Source organism: Kitasatospora sp. NBC_01266 (assembly GCF_036242395.1).
GTDB lineage: Bacteria > Actinomycetota > Actinomycetes > Streptomycetales > Streptomycetaceae > Kitasatospora.
This window is the reverse complement of record NZ_CP108458.1, coordinates 8306459-8320493: the sequence shown is the minus strand read 5'-3', so window position 1 is coordinate 8320493 and position 14035 is coordinate 8306459. Positions and strand designations below refer to the sequence as shown.

16 protein-coding genes and 1 pseudogene are annotated in these 14035 nt (G+C 73.1%); 7 read left to right on the top strand and 10 right to left on the bottom strand.

The genetic code is table 11. The features are described from left to right. The first annotated feature begins 32 nt into the window (after positions 1-32). Together OG403_RS35625 and OG403_RS35620 are read left to right on the top strand one after the other, a co-directional pair. Positions 33-458 carry a roadblock/LC7 domain-containing protein gene (locus tag OG403_RS35625; RefSeq protein WP_329571851.1) on the top strand — a complete coding sequence of 142 codons (426 nt, stop codon included), beginning with the start codon at positions 33-35 and terminating at the stop codon, positions 456-458. Between the two features lie 65 nt (positions 459-523). Further along, positions 524-898, top strand: coding sequence for a hypothetical protein (locus OG403_RS35620; protein WP_329571849.1), 375 nt, complete (start codon positions 524-526; stop codon positions 896-898). A 99-nt stretch (positions 899-997) separates the two neighbouring features. Here OG403_RS35620 and OG403_RS35615 read toward each other — a convergent pair whose 3' ends face one another. Then, positions 998-1213 carry a DUF6011 domain-containing protein gene (locus OG403_RS35615; protein ID WP_329571847.1) on the bottom strand — a complete coding sequence of 72 codons (216 nt, stop codon included), beginning with the start codon at positions 1211-1213 and terminating at the stop codon, positions 998-1000. Between the two features lie 9 nt (positions 1214-1222). Then, positions 1223-1768: a GNAT family N-acetyltransferase gene (locus OG403_RS35610; RefSeq protein WP_329571846.1), complete on the bottom strand. Its 546-nt coding sequence runs from the start codon at positions 1766-1768 to the stop codon at positions 1223-1225. Positions 1769-1945: 177 nt separating this feature from the next. Here OG403_RS35610 and OG403_RS35605 point away from each other — a divergent pair, with 177 nt between their 5' ends. Beyond that, positions 1946-2164, top strand: a complete 219-nt coding sequence (locus tag OG403_RS35605) for a hypothetical protein (protein WP_329571844.1) — start codon at positions 1946-1948, stop codon at positions 2162-2164. A gap of 194 nt (positions 2165-2358) precedes the next feature. Next, positions 2359-3567: a serine hydrolase domain-containing protein gene (locus tag OG403_RS35600; RefSeq protein WP_329571842.1), complete on the top strand. Its 1209-nt coding sequence runs from the start codon at positions 2359-2361 to the stop codon at positions 3565-3567. A gap of 66 nt (positions 3568-3633) precedes the next feature. Here OG403_RS35600 and OG403_RS35595 read toward each other — a convergent pair whose 3' ends face one another. The 5 genes and pseudogenes from OG403_RS35595 to OG403_RS35575 all read right to left on the bottom strand — a co-directional run bounded on the left by OG403_RS35595 (position 3634) and on the right by OG403_RS35575 (position 7359). Then, positions 3634-4185, bottom strand: a complete 552-nt coding sequence (locus OG403_RS35595; RefSeq protein WP_329571840.1) for a putative immunity protein — start codon at positions 4183-4185, stop codon at positions 3634-3636. A 73-nt stretch (positions 4186-4258) separates the two neighbouring features. Continuing rightward, a complete protein-coding gene (locus OG403_RS35590; RefSeq protein ID WP_329571838.1) occupies positions 4259-4627 on the bottom strand; it encodes a VOC family protein in 369 nt (122 codons plus the stop codon). Between the two features lie 29 nt (positions 4628-4656). Next, positions 4657-5403 carry a nucleotidyltransferase domain-containing protein gene (locus OG403_RS35585; RefSeq protein WP_329571836.1) on the bottom strand — a complete coding sequence of 249 codons (747 nt, stop codon included), beginning with the start codon at positions 5401-5403 and terminating at the stop codon, positions 4657-4659. 74 nt (positions 5404-5477) lie between these two features. Then, on the bottom strand, positions 5478-6041 hold the full coding sequence (locus tag OG403_RS35580) for a GNAT family N-acetyltransferase (protein ID WP_329571834.1): 564 nt from the start codon (positions 6039-6041) through the stop codon (positions 5478-5480). Between the two features lie 102 nt (positions 6042-6143). Then, positions 6144-7359: pseudogene (locus OG403_RS35575) on the bottom strand (serine hydrolase domain-containing protein). Here OG403_RS35575 and OG403_RS35570 point away from each other — a divergent pair. Beyond that, on the top strand, positions 7358-7729 hold the full coding sequence (locus tag OG403_RS35570) for a hypothetical protein (protein ID WP_329571832.1): 372 nt from the start codon (positions 7358-7360) through the stop codon (positions 7727-7729). The pseudogene OG403_RS35575 and the gene OG403_RS35570 sit on opposite strands and share 2 nt — an antisense overlap. A gap of 7 nt (positions 7730-7736) precedes the next feature. On the opposite strand, the gene OG403_RS35565 is transcribed toward OG403_RS35570, so the two are convergent. Then, positions 7737-8318, bottom strand: a complete 582-nt coding sequence (locus OG403_RS35565) for a CGNR zinc finger domain-containing protein (RefSeq protein ID WP_329571830.1) — start codon at positions 8316-8318, stop codon at positions 7737-7739. Positions 8319-8507: 189 nt separating this feature from the next. On the opposite strand from OG403_RS35565, the gene OG403_RS35560 reads away from it, so the two are divergent. Both OG403_RS35560 and OG403_RS35555 read left to right on the top strand, forming a co-directional pair. After that, positions 8508-9641: an MFS transporter gene (locus tag OG403_RS35560; RefSeq protein ID WP_329571828.1), complete on the top strand. Its 1134-nt coding sequence runs from the start codon at positions 8508-8510 to the stop codon at positions 9639-9641. 412 nt (positions 9642-10053) lie between these two features. Continuing rightward, a complete protein-coding gene (locus tag OG403_RS35555; RefSeq protein WP_329571826.1) occupies positions 10054-10227 on the top strand; it encodes a hypothetical protein in 174 nt (57 codons plus the stop codon). Positions 10228-10276: 49 nt separating this feature from the next. On the opposite strand, the gene OG403_RS35550 is transcribed toward OG403_RS35555, so the two are convergent. Both OG403_RS35550 and OG403_RS35545 read right to left on the bottom strand, forming a co-directional pair. Further along, entirely contained in the window at positions 10277-13033 is a 2757-nt protein-coding gene (locus OG403_RS35550; protein ID WP_329571824.1) for a molybdopterin-dependent oxidoreductase, read from the bottom strand. Further along, entirely contained in the window at positions 13030-13956 is a 927-nt protein-coding gene (locus OG403_RS35545; RefSeq protein WP_329571822.1) for an FAD binding domain-containing protein, read from the bottom strand. The genes OG403_RS35550 and OG403_RS35545 overlap by 4 nt, the downstream gene beginning before the upstream one ends. Between the last annotated feature and the right edge of the window lie 79 nt (positions 13957-14035).

The window sequence follows — 14035 nt, the reverse complement described above, 5'->3', positions numbered from 1 at the left end:
CCCGCTGCCCCGCACACCCGGTCATGAGGCGGATGCTGAAGCCGCGGCCCGACCGGCACCAACTCGCGCTCCTGGAGAGCACCCTGCTCGCCGAGCTGCGCGTGCTGCGCCAGCGCGTGCCGCACCTGGCGGGCGGCCTGGTGGCCGGCGTGAACGGCCTGCTGCTCGCCCACGACACCCACGGCACCGACCCCGAGAGCCTGGCCGCACTGACCGCGACCGCGCTCGGGGTGGCCCAGCGGCTCTCCGACACGACCGGCCAGGGCGGCTTCCGCGAGTCGCTGTTCCGCGGCGAGCACGGCTACATCGCGACCTACGCGGCGGGGCCGGGCTGCGTGCTGACCCTGCTCTCGCACCCCGATGTGAGCATCGGCCGCCTGCACCTGGAGGCACGCCGCTCGGCCCAGCGGCTGAGCGAGGTGCTGCACGGCGGCGAGCCGCACCCCCCTGCCGGCTGACCCGGTTTCCCCGTCCTCCTCTTCCCGACCAACTCACCCACTCAACACCCCTTCAGGAGATCACCATGGCAGACGCCGACAACTCGCTCCGACAGGCGATCGCTAACATCGAGGGCGCCATCGGCGCCGCCCTGGTCGACTACAGCAGCGGAATGGCGCTCGGGACCGTGGACGGCGGCGGCGGCCTGGACCTGACGGTGGCGGCGGCCGGCAACACCGACGTGGTGCGGGCCAAGTTCCGCACCATGGAGATGCTGGGGCTCAACGACGCGATCGAGGACATCCTGATCTCGCTGAGCAGCCAGTACCACCTGATCCGGCCGCTGACCAGCCGCAGCGGCAAGGGCCTCTTCCTCTACCTCGCGCTCGACAAGCGCCGCGCCAACCTGGCGATGGCGCGGCACCAGCTCGCCAAGATCGAGGCCGACCTGGAAGTCTGACGCACCGCCAACCCAGCGCCTGTGCCTGCGCCCGCGCCGGAGTCACAGCCCGCCCGAGTCACCGCCCACCGGAGCCAAGGCCAGCCGGACTCGCCCGGCTCACAGACCCGGCAGCGCGTCCTGCTCCACCACATGCCGCCGCACCGGCTCGCCGGTGTGGCGGCAGCCCGGGCCCAGCCGGAGCATCCGCGATTCGGGGTCGTGCAGCAGCCGCCCGCACCCACGACAGGTGACCCGCGCCACCAGCCGCTCCTCGGCCGCCAGGCCGGGCAGCAGCGGCTCGGGCCCCTGTGACTCCACCAGTTCCGCACGCATCGACGCAGCCTATCCCGCCGCTCCTCGCCCACCGCTCACGGCCTCGGTGGCCGAGGAACCGGCGGCCACCTCGAACCGCAGCCGGTACCTGGCCTCGGTCACCGCCGGCGGCAGCTGCTCGACCCGCGCCACCGGCCCCTCGGCCACCGAGGCGACCACCGCCGGCCACAACCGGGCCGCCGGCGCGTTCTGCTGGAGGTAGGAGAGCGTCCACATCCCCGGATGGCGCTGAAAGAGCAGCCGCGCGGCCGCCCCGGCCACACCCTTGCCGCGCTGCCCCCGCACCACGAAGAACTCGCTGACGTTCCAGGCGCCGTCGTCCCCCGCGATATCGCACCGCGCCAACACGAACCCGGCCGGCCGGCCGCCGACCCGGATCAGGTACGCCTCGCGGTCCGGGTCGCCGAAGAACCGGTCCAGGTAGGGATAGTCGTACGTGCCGTGCGCGGTCAGCTCGATGGGCTGGAACTCGGAGAAGTCGTGCAGGTACAGCTGCAGCAGATTCGCCAGCACGGGCCGGTCCTCGGCGGTGGTGGCAACAAGTTCGACGTCCATCCGCCCCACCCTGCCGTTTCGGCGCCGCAACCCGCCACCGAATAACGGATCACCGTGGCGGATCACCACGCCTGATCCCGAGGACTCCCCCGACCTGGTGAAACGCCCGCCTTCGCGTGACCGATCGGGTCACCGGCCGTTGATCAGGACGGCCACACCCCACCCCCGGAGGACCAGATGCGTACCGCGATCCGACTCACCGTCACCGGCGTCCTGCTCACCGCCGCCGCTCTGGCGGGTACCGCCTCGGCATGCGCGGCCGGCGACCCGGCGTACCCGGCGCCCTCGAAGCAGCAGCACACCTACAGCATCCCGGTCGGCGGCATCACCGACCTGGGCGACCTCACCAAGCTCGCCAACCTGGGCACCGACTTCGCGGGCGTGCTCGGGCACTGACCGGCGTGCTCGGGCACTGACCGGCGTGCTCGGGCACTGAGCGGCGTGTCGGTGGCCCGTCGGCGAGGCCTGCGGCAGCAGGCCCGTCCGGGTGGACTCGCCGAGTGGCGCGCCAGGACGCGGGATCCGCAGCCGGGGCAGGTGGTGACCTTGCCTGAAGCAAGGTCCCCTCACCCCGGAAGAGACGTCCTGCCATGCGCCGTGCCCCCGCCCGCCGACTCGCCACCGCCCTCCTCGCCCTCTCCACCCTGGCCCCGCTGGCGCTTGCCGCGCCCCAGGCCCAGGCCGCCCCACCGGCGGCCGCCGTCTCCACCGCCGACCCGTACGCGGACGACTGCCCGCACGGCTTCGACCCCGAACTCACGGCCCGCCTCGACAAGGCGATCGCGCAGGCCCAACAGGAGGCCAACGTCCCCGGTGTGACGGTCGGTCTGTGGTTTCCCGGCCGGGGCAGCTACATCAGGTCGACCGGGGTGGCCGACACCGCGACCGACGCACCGATGAAGCCCTACCTCAACATGCGGATCGGCAGCGAGACCAAGACCTTCACCGCCACCGCCGTGCTGGAGCTGGTCGACGAGGGACTGGTCAAGCTGGACGACCCGATCTCCGCCTACCTCGACGGGGTCCCCGACGGCGACCACATCACCATCCGTGAAATGGCCGAGATGCGCAGCGGCCTGTTCAGCTACAGCGCCGACCCGGGCTTCGTGCAGGCCTTCCTCAGCGACCCGACCCGGCCGTTCACGCCGCAGGAGCTGTTGGGGTACGCCTTCCGCAACCCGAACGTCTTCCCCCCGGGCACCCAGTTCCAGTACTCCAACACCAACTACATCCTGCTCGGCCTGCTGGTGGAGAAGCTCGGCAGGATGCCGCTCGCCGACTTCATCCAGCAGCACGTCACCGGACCCTCCCACCTGGGCCGCACCTTCCTCCCGCAGGGCGCCGAGTTCCCGAAGCCGCACGCGCACGGCTACACCAACCAGACGCTGACCGGTGAGATCGCCGACACGACGCACTGGAACCCGAGTTGGGGCTGGGCGGCCGGCGCGATGATCTCCGACCTGCACGACCTGCACCACTGGGCCAAGGACGTCGCCACCGGCACCCTGCTCTCCCCGGCCACCCAGGCGGAGCGGGAGAAGTTCATCCCCGTCCCCGGGTTCGACGGCGCGGGGTACGGGCTGGGCCTGTTCAACACCCACGGCTGGATCGGGCACAACGGGTCGCTGCCCGGCTACGAGAGCGTCACGATGTACCTGCCGGAGGAGGACGCCACGATGGTGATCCTGATCAACACCGACATCCTGCACGACGGCTTCGAGCCCAGCACCATCATCGCCAAGGCGATCACCTCCGTCATCACCCCGGACCACATCTACGAGCTGCCGGCCGAGGGCTGACCGCGCCACCCGGTCCAGGTGGCAGCGCGCGCGACCGGTCGGCCGACCGGTCGCGCGCCTCAGTGATCAGCGGCGCAGGGCTGCGTCGAGCTGGTGGCGGAACCCGTCCAGGCGGCTGCGGCCAGGGCTGAACACCGGCAGCTGCCGCAGGATCCCGCGAACCGCCGGCGGGGCGTGCTCGATCGCCCAGCGGATCTCCGCGTCGCCGACGTCGGCGTCGGCGTCGGCCTCAGCGTCGACGCCGGTGTCGTCGCCCGCCGCGAGTTCGCGAGCGAGTGCCACGTACATGGCCGGCCCCAGGGCGTGCTTCGCCTGGTGCGGGGTGGCCAGCGGGTGGATGAAGGGGGTCGCCGCCGCGTAGCCGGCGGCCCGGGCGGCGGCGGTGGCAGCCGGATCGCCGACCTCGCGCGCGGCCGCGAGCGCCGCGACGGCGAGGGTGCGCAGCTGCCGGGTCCGCTTCCCGTCCCGGGCGAAGACCCGGATGCCCTCGATCGCCTCGCGCGGGCGGCTGTCGGACGGAGCCTTCGCCTCGAAGAGCGGCAGCACCCGCTCGGCGCAGTCAGCGGCCCAGAGTCCGAGCGACCGGCGGTCTTCGTCGGTGATGGTCACAGTGTTCACCCGCACATCCTGCCCGCGCCGGCTGCCGGCTGGTGGCGCACTCCCGCACGGCCCGGCAGCCGGGAGCCGGCCATCAGCCCCGCACCAGGCAGAACGGGTGCCCGGCCGGATCGGTGAGGACCAGCCACTTCCCCTCCCCTGGCTGGTACTCCGGCTTGCCGGCGCCCAGTTCCAGCAGCCGGGCCTCGGCCTCGGCCAGGTCCTCGACCGTGAAGTCGAGGTGGAACTGCTGGGGACCGCTCTGGTCGGGCCAGCGCGGCGCCCGGTAGTCGTCCACCCGCTGGAAACCGAGGAACAGTCCGTCCGCACGGCCGAGAGCGGCGAAGTCGGCGTCCGACTTCGGGTGCGGTTCCAGGCCGGTGGCCTGCTGGTAGAACGCCGCCAGCGCCAACGGGTCGGCGCAGTCGAGGGTGATCATGGTCAACTTCAGCTGCGGGGACATGGCACCTCCGGGTCGATCGGTCGGACTCGTCAACGTCCGGCAGTGCCGGCGAGCGATTCGATGACACCGCGCCAGGTCCTGCGGTAGCCCTCGCGAAGCGGCCCGCCGACGAGGTCGAGGATCGCCGCCGTCGCGTCGATCAGGAGCGCCGGATCCCCCGACTCGCAGAGCCCCAGGTGCCCTTCGAGCAGCGCGGCCCCACGCACCGCGTCCGCTGCCAGCAGGCGCCGCGGCAGCCACTTCCCGCTGCCGGTCCACGCGCGGTGGTGGTCGCAGAGCAACTCGGCGGCGGCGTTCAGCACGAACCCGGCCACCGCGAGGCGCTCGATCCGGTCGCCCGTGTCGGCGAGGTCGTCCAGTGCGTCCGTCAGCCCGTACCGCTTCGTCTCGACCGCCTGCGGTTCCAGCGCCGGCGGCCCTTGGCGCAGGTCCGCCTCGGCCAGCGCGCGGGCGCACCCGGCCGCACCGTCCGTGTCGACCAGGACAAGGCCGCTGGCATACATGCTCTGCAGCACCGCACGGCGGCTGGCGGCGTCCGCCGCGAAGAGCTCCGCGAGGCCGGCCCGGGTGTGAATGAAGAGTTCGACGACCCGACCCTCGAACCGGATGGTCTCGCGCCCCGTCTCCCCGCCGTCCGCGACGAGCACCGCGATGTCCAGATCACTGCCGGCGGTGGCTCGCCCCGCGGCCGTCGACCCGGCGAGGAGCACGGCGAGCGCATCGGGGAAGCGGTCACGGGCGAGACGTCGAGCCTGGTCGACGGGGTCCGGATTCATGCTGGTCAGGGTTCCAGAAACCTGGATCAACAGCGACCGGTTTTTTCCCGCGCCCGGCCACCCAGCACCGTCGGTCACAGGCCCCGCAGGCCGACGCAGTCCAGTGCCCAGAAGGGCTCCGCGTAGACGAAGGTCCCGGTCATCCAGCCCTGGTAGGTCGACAGCCTGGCCACCTGGAAGGCGCCCGGCGGATAGCGCAGCGTCGGCGGACGGAAGCCCAACTCCTCCGCCGCGTCGAAGCCCCGCTCGCGGTAGTAGCGCGGTGAGCCCTCCAAGAAGACCAGTGGCACGCCCTGCTGGTCGGCCGCCGCGAGCGCGTGCTCGATCAGCCTGGCACCGATGCCGTGGCCCTGGTACTCCGGCAGCACACCCAGCGGGGACAGCGCGTAGACGTCGACCAGCCGCTCCGGCGCGTCCAACCGACAGGCGCTCAGCAGCACATGACCGACCACCCGGCCCTCCAGGGTGGCGACGAAGGAGAGCGCGGGCAGCGCGGCCTCGGCGGCCCGCAGCGCGTCCACCAGCCCCGGCACCCGCTCGCTGTCACCGAAGGCCAGCGCGTGCAACTCGCGCACCGCGTCCTCATCCTCGGGGGTCTCGGGCCGAAGTGACAGTGCAGTGGGGGCGTTTGAGATCACGGGTGCGATGGTACGCCGCCGATCCGGCGGACGCCCGTCAATAACCGTCTGCTGAAACCGGCTTGATGCTACGTCACGATCTCTGCGGGTTGGCGGCCCGGCTCAAGCAGTACCCAACAGGTGGCAGACGAAGTCCTCCTGGACCGCGCGGAGCCTGGCCACCAGCTCCGGTTGCCCGGCGTCGTTGAGCTGCTCGGAGACGACGAAGGCGAGGCTGCGACGGCCGTCGGGGGTGCCGGCGGTGAGCAGGGTGTAGCCGAGGAAGTTGCCCGTGTGGCCATAGACGACGCCGCACCGGGTGGTGTAGCGGAAGATCGCCAGGCCCCGCCTCGTTGCGGCCGGGGCCGGAGGGCTGGGAGCGGCCGGGGACGAAGGTCAGCTGCTGCGCGCGGGTGGCCGGGGAGATCAGTCGACCGCCCGCGTAGGCGGCGGTGAAGGCACTCAGCTCACGCGGGGTGGAGATCATGCCGCCGGCCGCCCAGAGGCCGGACATGCCGTACACCGTGCTCACGTCCTCCGGGCCGGCGGGCGGGTCGACGGCGTACCCGTGCAGGTACGGCTCGGGGATCCGGAAGCCGCGCGGCAGGCTGGTGGCGTGCAGGTCGAGCGGGTCCAGGACGAGCGTGCGCAGCAGGTCCTCGTAGTGCTGCCCGGTGCCGGCCTCGGCCATCAGGGCGACCGCCACGTTGTCCGAGTTGGCGTAGTGGTACTCGGTGCCGGGGATGAAGGCCAGCGGCTGGTCCGCGACGTAGGCGAGCAGGCAGTGCGGGTCGAAGATGTGGTGCGGGTCGGCCTTGAGCACCGCCTGGAAGTCGGGTGATCCGGGGTAGTCCGGCAAGCCGCTGGTGTGATTGAGCAGTTGACGAAGCGTCACCGCACCCCAGGCGGCCGGGAGATCGGGCAGCCGCTGGGCGATGGTGTCGTCAAGGCTCAGCCGCCCCTGATCCACCAGGGCCAGCGCCACCGCGCCGCTGTACGCCTTGGAGACGCTGGCCAGCCGCACGTGGTCGTCGGCCTGCGGCGGGCGGGCGGCCGGGCCCGCGAGGTCGGCGACTCCGGCCCGGAAGGCCTCGACCCGATCGCCGTCGCGCAGCACGGCGATCGCACCGGGCGGCCCGCCGGGCGTCTGCACCAGCTCGGCCAGCTCACGGTTCAGGCGACCCCGGTTCAGGTCGTCGGCGGTCAGCGGTGACGGCGCGGCGGCCCAGCCGACGGAGGACTGCCCGAGGGCAGCCAGCAGGACGAGGGCGAGCGAGCGCAGCGGACGGGACAGCACGAGTGCGGGCCTCCTGGGTTCACGGGGCGACCCGGTACGCATGACCCGCCGTCAGCTCGGCGAAACGGTCCGCACGCTGCGCTACCCGGACGGCCGAACGCGGGACACCTCAACCGACTGCCGCCTCCTCGCTCCGCACCGGCTGCTCGACAGCCGCTGCCAGGAGTCTGCCGTGCCGCCGGAAGGAGGCGAACTTGCCGGCCGCCTGCAGCAGTTGGCCCCCGCCAGGGCCAGCTTCCCCGGTGGGCGGCCGCCCCGGCGCAGCGGCAGCAGGCTGCGGTTCCTGGACCGGGCTGCGCTGGGGATCGCGCTGGCCGAGGCCGGGCTGGTGATCGAGGAGCAGTTCGGCGACCTGCGCGGCGGCCCGCTGACGGAGGCCAGCCCGGCGATCGTCACCGTCGCGCGGGGCTGACCGGGGCTCAGCCCGCTCCCGCGCTGTCCCGGCGGGCCCGGAAGGCGGCTGCCTTGGCCCGGTTCTGGCAGGCCGTCGAGCAGAACTGCCGGCCCGCGTTGCGTGAGCGGTCCACGTAGACCTGGTCGCAGCGGGCGGCCTGGCAGAGGCCCAGGCGGCCGGCCAGCTCGCTGCCGATGGCCAGCGCCAGCGCCGTGGCGCAGCCCGCGCTCCAACCCACGGCGAGGGTGTCGTCGGTGCCGTGGAAGTGCAGTTGCCAGGGCTCGCCCGGCACCCGGTCCAGCTGCGGCCGGGCACCGGCCGAGCGCAGCAGCGGGTTCAGCGTGCCGGCGGCGGCGTCGAGGTCGCCCACGGCGACCGCTTCGAAGACCTCGCGCATCCGCCGGGCGGTGGCCGCCAGGTAGTCGGCCTGGTCCGCGCCGATGGCGGCGGGGTCGGTACCGGCGGGCGGCAGGGCGGCAACGATCGCGGGCGCCAACTCGGCGCCGCGCGGCGCGGCGTGGGGCCTGCCGCGCCGGTCGCCGTCGGTCAGCGCGTTGACCAGGGCGGCCGCGGCGTCCAGCAGCGTCACCAGGTGACTGTCGAACATCACTTGACCAATTACTCCTCTGCCCTCTAGCGTCCGTCACTGACGATACAGGGTTCACCAGTGACGATTGGCACTCCGATGCGCTCAGGCACAGCTCCAGCCGAACCACCCACTGGCCCGAACCCGGATCCTGCGGCAGCGTGCCCCCCGCTGCCCCGCGCCGTCCGGCTGCTGATCGCGGCCCGCGCGGTGAACCGCCTCGCGGCCTTCTCGCTCGCCTTCCTCACCGTGCTGATCAGCACCGACTTCCGCGCCTCCACCGCGACCGCCGGACTGGTCGGCGCGGCCTTCGGGCTCGCCACCATCCCCTCCCGACTGGCCGGCGGGCGGCTGGCGGACCGGCTGGGGCGCCGGCGCACCATCGTGCTGGGGCTGACCGGCTGCGCCGTCGCGCAGTTGGGGCTCGCGACGGCGGGCAGCCTGGCGGGTGCGGCCGGGTTCGCCGTGCTGCTCGGGCTGGCCTTCGAGCTGTACGAACCGCCGAGCCAGGCGATGATCGCCGACGCGGTGGGCCCCTCGGACCGGGTGCGCGCCTACAGCCTGCTCAACGCCACGCTGGCGGCGGCCGGGCTGGTGGCCGGGGTGCTGGCCGCCGCGCTCGGCCGCTGGAACCTGCGGTGGCTCTTCGTCGCGGACGCGGTGAGCTGCCTGGCCTGCGCCCTCGTGGTGCGCGCCGTGCTGCCGCCGGACCGGCCCTCCTCGGCCGGCGGCCCGGATACCGCCGACGCGTCGCCGATCAGCCCCTGGCGGGATCGCGCGCTGCTCGCCATGCTCGGCTCCGGCACCCTGTTCGCCCTGGTCTACCTGCAACTCTCCGTCGCCCTGCCGCTCTCGCTGGCCCGGCACGGCCTGCCGCCCGCCGACGCCGGGCTGCTCTACACCGCCTCGGCGCTGACCGTGCTGGCCGGCCAACCGCTGCTGCGCCGGCCACGACTCGCCGCCCTGCCGGCCCCGGCGGCACTGCGCGCGGGCTACCTGCTGCTGGCGGCGGGGCTGGCCGGCTACGCGATCGCGCACACCCTGGCGGGCCTGCTCGCCGCAACGGTGCCGCTGGGGCTGGGCGAGCTGCTGCTGCTCGGCCGCGCCTACGCCGTGGTCGCCGACCTCGCCCCGCCCGGCGCCAGTGGCCGCTATCTGGCTGCCTACGGCACCAGTTGGGGCATCGCGGCCGTCGCGGCGCCGGTACTCGGAACCCAGCTGCTCGCCCGCGCCGGGAGCGGCGCCCTCTGGTTCGCGATGGCGGGTGGCTGCCTGCTGCTGGCCGCCGGTCAGCCGCTGCTGCTCCGGACCGTCCCGCGCACGGCGATCCGCCAAACCCGCTGAGCCGCTGAGCCGCTGACGAACCGGTAGGCCGCTGAGGTACCGCGACCACCAGGCCGAGCCGGCTGTTCGATCACCCAGGCAGGCGCGCGCCGCGTGGTGCCCGGCACCAGTCGCCGCACCGGCCGCGCCCCTGTTTGGATAGGCCTCGGCCCCACCGCACGGGGCCCCGGCCCGCGCCCCATCCGCGAGCCCTCGACGGCAGCCGCGCCCTGGTCCGGGTCCGGGAGACCGTGCGCGAGCGCCTGACTCCTCAAGCGGGCCTGTCGCACGCCTTCCACACCTCTGGCCACGGCGCGGCTGCCGCAGGTTCCGCGCCCGGGCGGGCTGCGCGCTGTCAGTGGCCTCTGGCACCCTGATCCGTATGCGCGCTCCTCGGATCCAATGCCCCAGCTGCGGCCGCCCGGTCGCCCTGATGCCGACCCGGCGTGCCGGTTACGGCGTGGTCCACGACCACAAGAAGGACCGCCGCTCGCTGATCCTGTGCGAGGCGAGCATGCGGCAGCTGCCGACCTCGACGGCCGACGCCTGGCAGGACGCACTGCCGGGCACCGGTGGGCAACCGGACCCGGCGGCAACGCTGTTCTGACGGCGCGGCGTGCGACGGTAACAGTCAACAAGCTTCCTTCGCGGCACAGTTACGGTCGCGCTGCCCGTTCCCGCAGCGCCTGCCACACCTTGTCGCGCAGGAACGGGGCCTCGGTGAAGCGGATGCCGGTCGCGTCCCGCAGTGCGTTGGCGAAGGCGGGCGGGACCGGGTTGAAGGGGCTCTCGCTCATCGACTTGGCGCCCAACGGGCCGATGGCGTCGGAGGTTTCGGTGAAGTGCACCTCGGTGCGCGGGACATCGGCGAAGGCCGGCAGGCGGTAGCGGCGGAAGGCGGCGGTGGTCACCTCGCCGCGCTCGTCCACCAGCACCTGTTCGAAGAGGGTCGCACCGAGCGCCTGGGCGACGCCGCCCTCGACCTGGCCACGGCACTGCATGGGGTTCATCACCTTCCCGGCGTCGGCCCCGTGCACGCTGCGCAGGATCCTGATCTCGCCGCTGTCCGGGTCGACGGCGATCCGGAACCACTGCGAGTTGAAGGCCACCGAGCGCGGCGAGCCACCCCAGTGCCCGTCGGCCTTGAGCTCGATCCCCGCGCCGCGCGCGGCCTCGAAGACCTCCTTGAGCGGCACCGGCCGCCCGTCGCAGTCCACCGCGTCGGCGGTCAGCCGCAGCAGGCCGCGCGGGGTGCGGGCGTACTCGGCGGTGAAGGAGAGGAGTTGCTCGGCCAGCGCGTTGGCGGCCTTCATCACGGCCTTGCCCGCCACCACCGTGCCCGCCGAGCCGAACGCGCCGGTGTCGTGCTTGACCACGTCGGTGTCGGACTGCCGGATGGCGATCCGGTCGACCGTGGTGCCCAGCGCCCCGGCGGTGATCTGCTTGTGCACGGTGGTGGTGCCGTTGCCGAACTCGGCGGTGCCGACGGCGATGTCGTAGCTGCCGTCGGCCAGCAGCTTCACCGTGGCGTCGGCGAAGTGCCCGCCGGGCGGGCCGGTGGCGATCGCGGCCATCGCAAAGCCCTGGCCCACCAGCCAGCCCTCGGGGGCCAGTTCGGCGCTGCGGTCGGCGGCGAGGGCCTCGCGCACCACCTGCAGGCACTGGTCCAGGCCGTAGCTGGCGATGTGCAGGTCCTCCTCCTCACCGGTCGGGCCTGCCATCTGCTCGCCGGGACCGATGACGTTCTTCTCGCGCAGCACCAGCGGGTCGATGCCGAGCCGGCGCGCCAGTTCGTCCATCGCGGACTCCAGGGCGAAGGTGACCTGGCCGAGCCCGTAACCGCGAAAGGCCCCGGCAGGCACGCAGTTGGTGTACACCGAGTAGGCGTTGACCTTCTTGTTCGGCGCCCGGTACACGCCCATCGACTCGCCGACGCTGTGGAACATCACGGCCGGGCCGTGGTTGCCGTAGGCGCCGGTGTTGGCCACCACCCGGAACTGAAGGGCCGTCAGGGTGCCGTCGCGCTTGGCGCCGACCTTCACCGTGACCTTGAACGGGTGCCGGGTGGTGGCGCCGTAGAACTGCTCGGGGCGGGTGAACTCCAGCTTCACCGGCCGGTGCAGCTTCAGCGCGGCGAGCACCGCGATGTCCTCGGTGAGCATCTCCTGCTTGCCGCCGAACCCGCCGCCGACCCGGCCCGCGACCACTCGGACCTTCTCCATCGGCAGGTCGTACAGGTCGCAGAGCGCGCGCCGGGTGAGGAACGGGACCTGGGTGCTGGAGCGGACCACGATCCGCTCCTCGCCGGTCTCCGTGCCCTCCTCGTCGACCTGCGGTTCGAAGGAGACGAGGCAGCCGTGGGTCTCCAGGCTGGCGTGCTGCACCCGCTGGGTCTGGAAGGTCTCCTCGTACACCTCGTCGGCCTCGGCGAAACCCTGCTCGACATCGCCAAGTTCGCCGTGCACCTCGCCGCAGACGTTGTCCTCGGCACGGAAGATCCGCGACTCCGGGCCCTTCGGGTGGATCACCGGCGCCCCTGGCAGCATCGCCTGCTCCGGGTCGATGACGTACGGGAGTTCCTGGTACTCGACCACGATCCGGCGACAACCCTCCTCGGCGGCACCCTCGCTGTCGGCCACCACGGCCGCGACCCGCTGGCCGACGAAGCGGACCACGTCGTCCAGCACCCGGGTGTCGTCCGGATCCTCGGTGGGGTGCTCGTGGCGGGCGGAGGAGTACAGCTTGGCGGGCGCGTCGTGGTGGGTGAGGACCGCGTGCACACCGGGAACCCGCAGCGCGGCCGAGGTGTCGATGGAGCGGATCCGGGCGTGCGGGTGCGGGGAGCGCAGCAGCTTCAGGTGCAGCAGGCCCTCGACCTCGACGTCGAAGGTGTAGCGGGCGGTGCCGGTGACCACCAGCGGCCCGGCCGGGGCGCCGAGGCTGCGGCCGACGGCCTGACCCGCGCACGGCTCCTCGGCGTGCTTGACGCCCCGGATGGCGTCCTCGATCGCCCGGTAGCCGGTGCAGCGGCACAGGTTCCCCTTGAGCGAGCGGGGCAGGTCGGTGAGCTGCTCGGCGTCCAGGGCGGAGGTGGTCATCAGGAAGCCCGCCGTGCAGAAGCCGCACTGGAACCCCTGGGCGTCCAGGAACCGCTGCTGCATCGGGTGCAGCTCACCGTCCTTGGCCAGGCCCTCGACGGTGGTCACCGAGCGGCCTTCGGCGCGGACCGCCGGGTAGAGGCAGCTGTGCACGGGCTGACCGTCCACCTGCACCGTGCAGGCGCCGCAGTCGCCGGCGTCGCACCCCTTCTTCACGCCGAACCAGCCGCGCTCGCGCAGGTAGGTGCGCAGGCACTGGCCGGGGCGGGGGTCGGCGTCGAAGTCCTGGTCGTTGACGCGGATCGCGAAGCTCATCGTCCGGCCTCCTCGGCGTGCGAATAGGCCGCGCCCGTGTGCGCCGGCTCGGTCAGCTCCCGGCGGATCTCCTCCGCGAAGCGGAAGGTCATGTGCCGCCGCCAGGCCGGGAGTCCGTGGATGTCGTCGAAGTACTCGTGCGGCGCCACGGCGTGCTCGACCGCCTCGCGCACCGCCTCGGCGTTCGGTGGCACCGGGAACCGCAGCTGGATCGGCCGCACGGTGGCGGCGGTGATGGTGATGGTCAGGGTGCCGGTCCCCGACGGCGCGGTGCGGCCGAGGGGCAGGGGCGGTTCGAGGGGCAGGGGCGGTTCGAGGGGCAGGGGCGGTTCGAGGGCGCCGATCAGCAGGGCGCCGGAGCGGCCCAGCCCGTAGAGCGAGGCCTGCCGGAAGGCGGTGCGGGCGGCCAGCGCCCGGGCCGGCAGGGTCACCGCGCGCAGCAGCTCGCCGCGCCGCAGCACGTTGCGCCCGGCGCCGACCACGAAGTCCGCCACCGCCACCCTGCGCCGGCCGCCGGCCTGGTCGAGCAGCAGCACGGTCCCGTCCAGGCCGGCGGCCAGCGAGATCATCGGACCGGCGGGCAGCGAGTTGCACAGGTTGCCGCCGACGGTGGCCATGTTCCAGATCTTCCAGGAGGCCAGGAAGGCCCGGCAGCACTGCTCGAAGAGCGGCGCCGCCGTCCAGCCGGCCGGCTTGGGGTAGCGCGAGAGCTGCGCGATGGTGCAGGTCCCGGCGATCTCCAGGTCACCGTCGGCGGTGATCCGCAGCGGCGCCCAGCCGGTGCGGCTCAGGTCGATCAGCCTGCGCAGCCGGGGTTGCGGCTCGGAGAAGAGGTACGTGCCCCCGCCCAGCCACGCGTCACCGTCCCGCCACGCCACGCGCTCGCGGGCGTCGCGCACCTCCGCCACCGTGTTCAGATCCACGTCGTTCCACCGTCCTCGACCAGCTCGTTACGGCGATTGAAGCAACGCGTGCCGAATGGAACGAGTGGTGCGGGACACC

Excerpts from the sequence above, each read along its gene's own strand:
- OG403_RS35610 (WP_329571846.1), bottom strand. The coding sequence starts at position 1,768 with ATGGACGTCGAACTTGTTGCCACCACCGCCGAGGACCGGCCCGTGCTG.
- OG403_RS35590 (WP_329571838.1), bottom strand. The coding sequence starts at position 4,627 with ATGTCCCCGCAGCTGAAGTTGACCATGATCACCCTCGACTGCGCCGAC.
- OG403_RS35625 (WP_329571851.1), top strand. The coding sequence starts at position 33 with ATGCTGAAGCCGCGGCCCGACCGGCACCAACTCGCGCTCCTGGAGAGC.
- OG403_RS35555 (WP_329571826.1), top strand. The coding sequence starts at position 10,054 with ATGCCGACCCGGCGTGCCGGTTACGGCGTGGTCCACGACCACAAGAAG.
- OG403_RS35550 (WP_329571824.1), bottom strand. The coding sequence starts at position 13,033 with ATGAGCTTCGCGATCCGCGTCAACGACCAGGACTTCGACGCCGACCCC.
- OG403_RS35570 (WP_329571832.1), top strand. The coding sequence starts at position 7,358 with ATGACCCGCCGTCAGCTCGGCGAAACGGTCCGCACGCTGCGCTACCCG.
- OG403_RS35620 (WP_329571849.1), top strand. The coding sequence starts at position 524 with ATGGCAGACGCCGACAACTCGCTCCGACAGGCGATCGCTAACATCGAG.
- OG403_RS35565 (WP_329571830.1), bottom strand. The coding sequence starts at position 8,318 with ATGTTCGACAGTCACCTGGTGACGCTGCTGGACGCCGCGGCCGCCCTG.
- OG403_RS35605 (WP_329571844.1), top strand. The coding sequence starts at position 1,946 with ATGCGTACCGCGATCCGACTCACCGTCACCGGCGTCCTGCTCACCGCC.
- OG403_RS35585 (WP_329571836.1), bottom strand. The coding sequence starts at position 5,403 with ATGAATCCGGACCCCGTCGACCAGGCTCGACGTCTCGCCCGTGACCGC.
- OG403_RS35615 (WP_329571847.1), bottom strand. The coding sequence starts at position 1,213 with ATGCGTGCGGAACTGGTGGAGTCACAGGGGCCCGAGCCGCTGCTGCCC.
- OG403_RS35600 (WP_329571842.1), top strand. The coding sequence starts at position 2,359 with ATGCGCCGTGCCCCCGCCCGCCGACTCGCCACCGCCCTCCTCGCCCTC.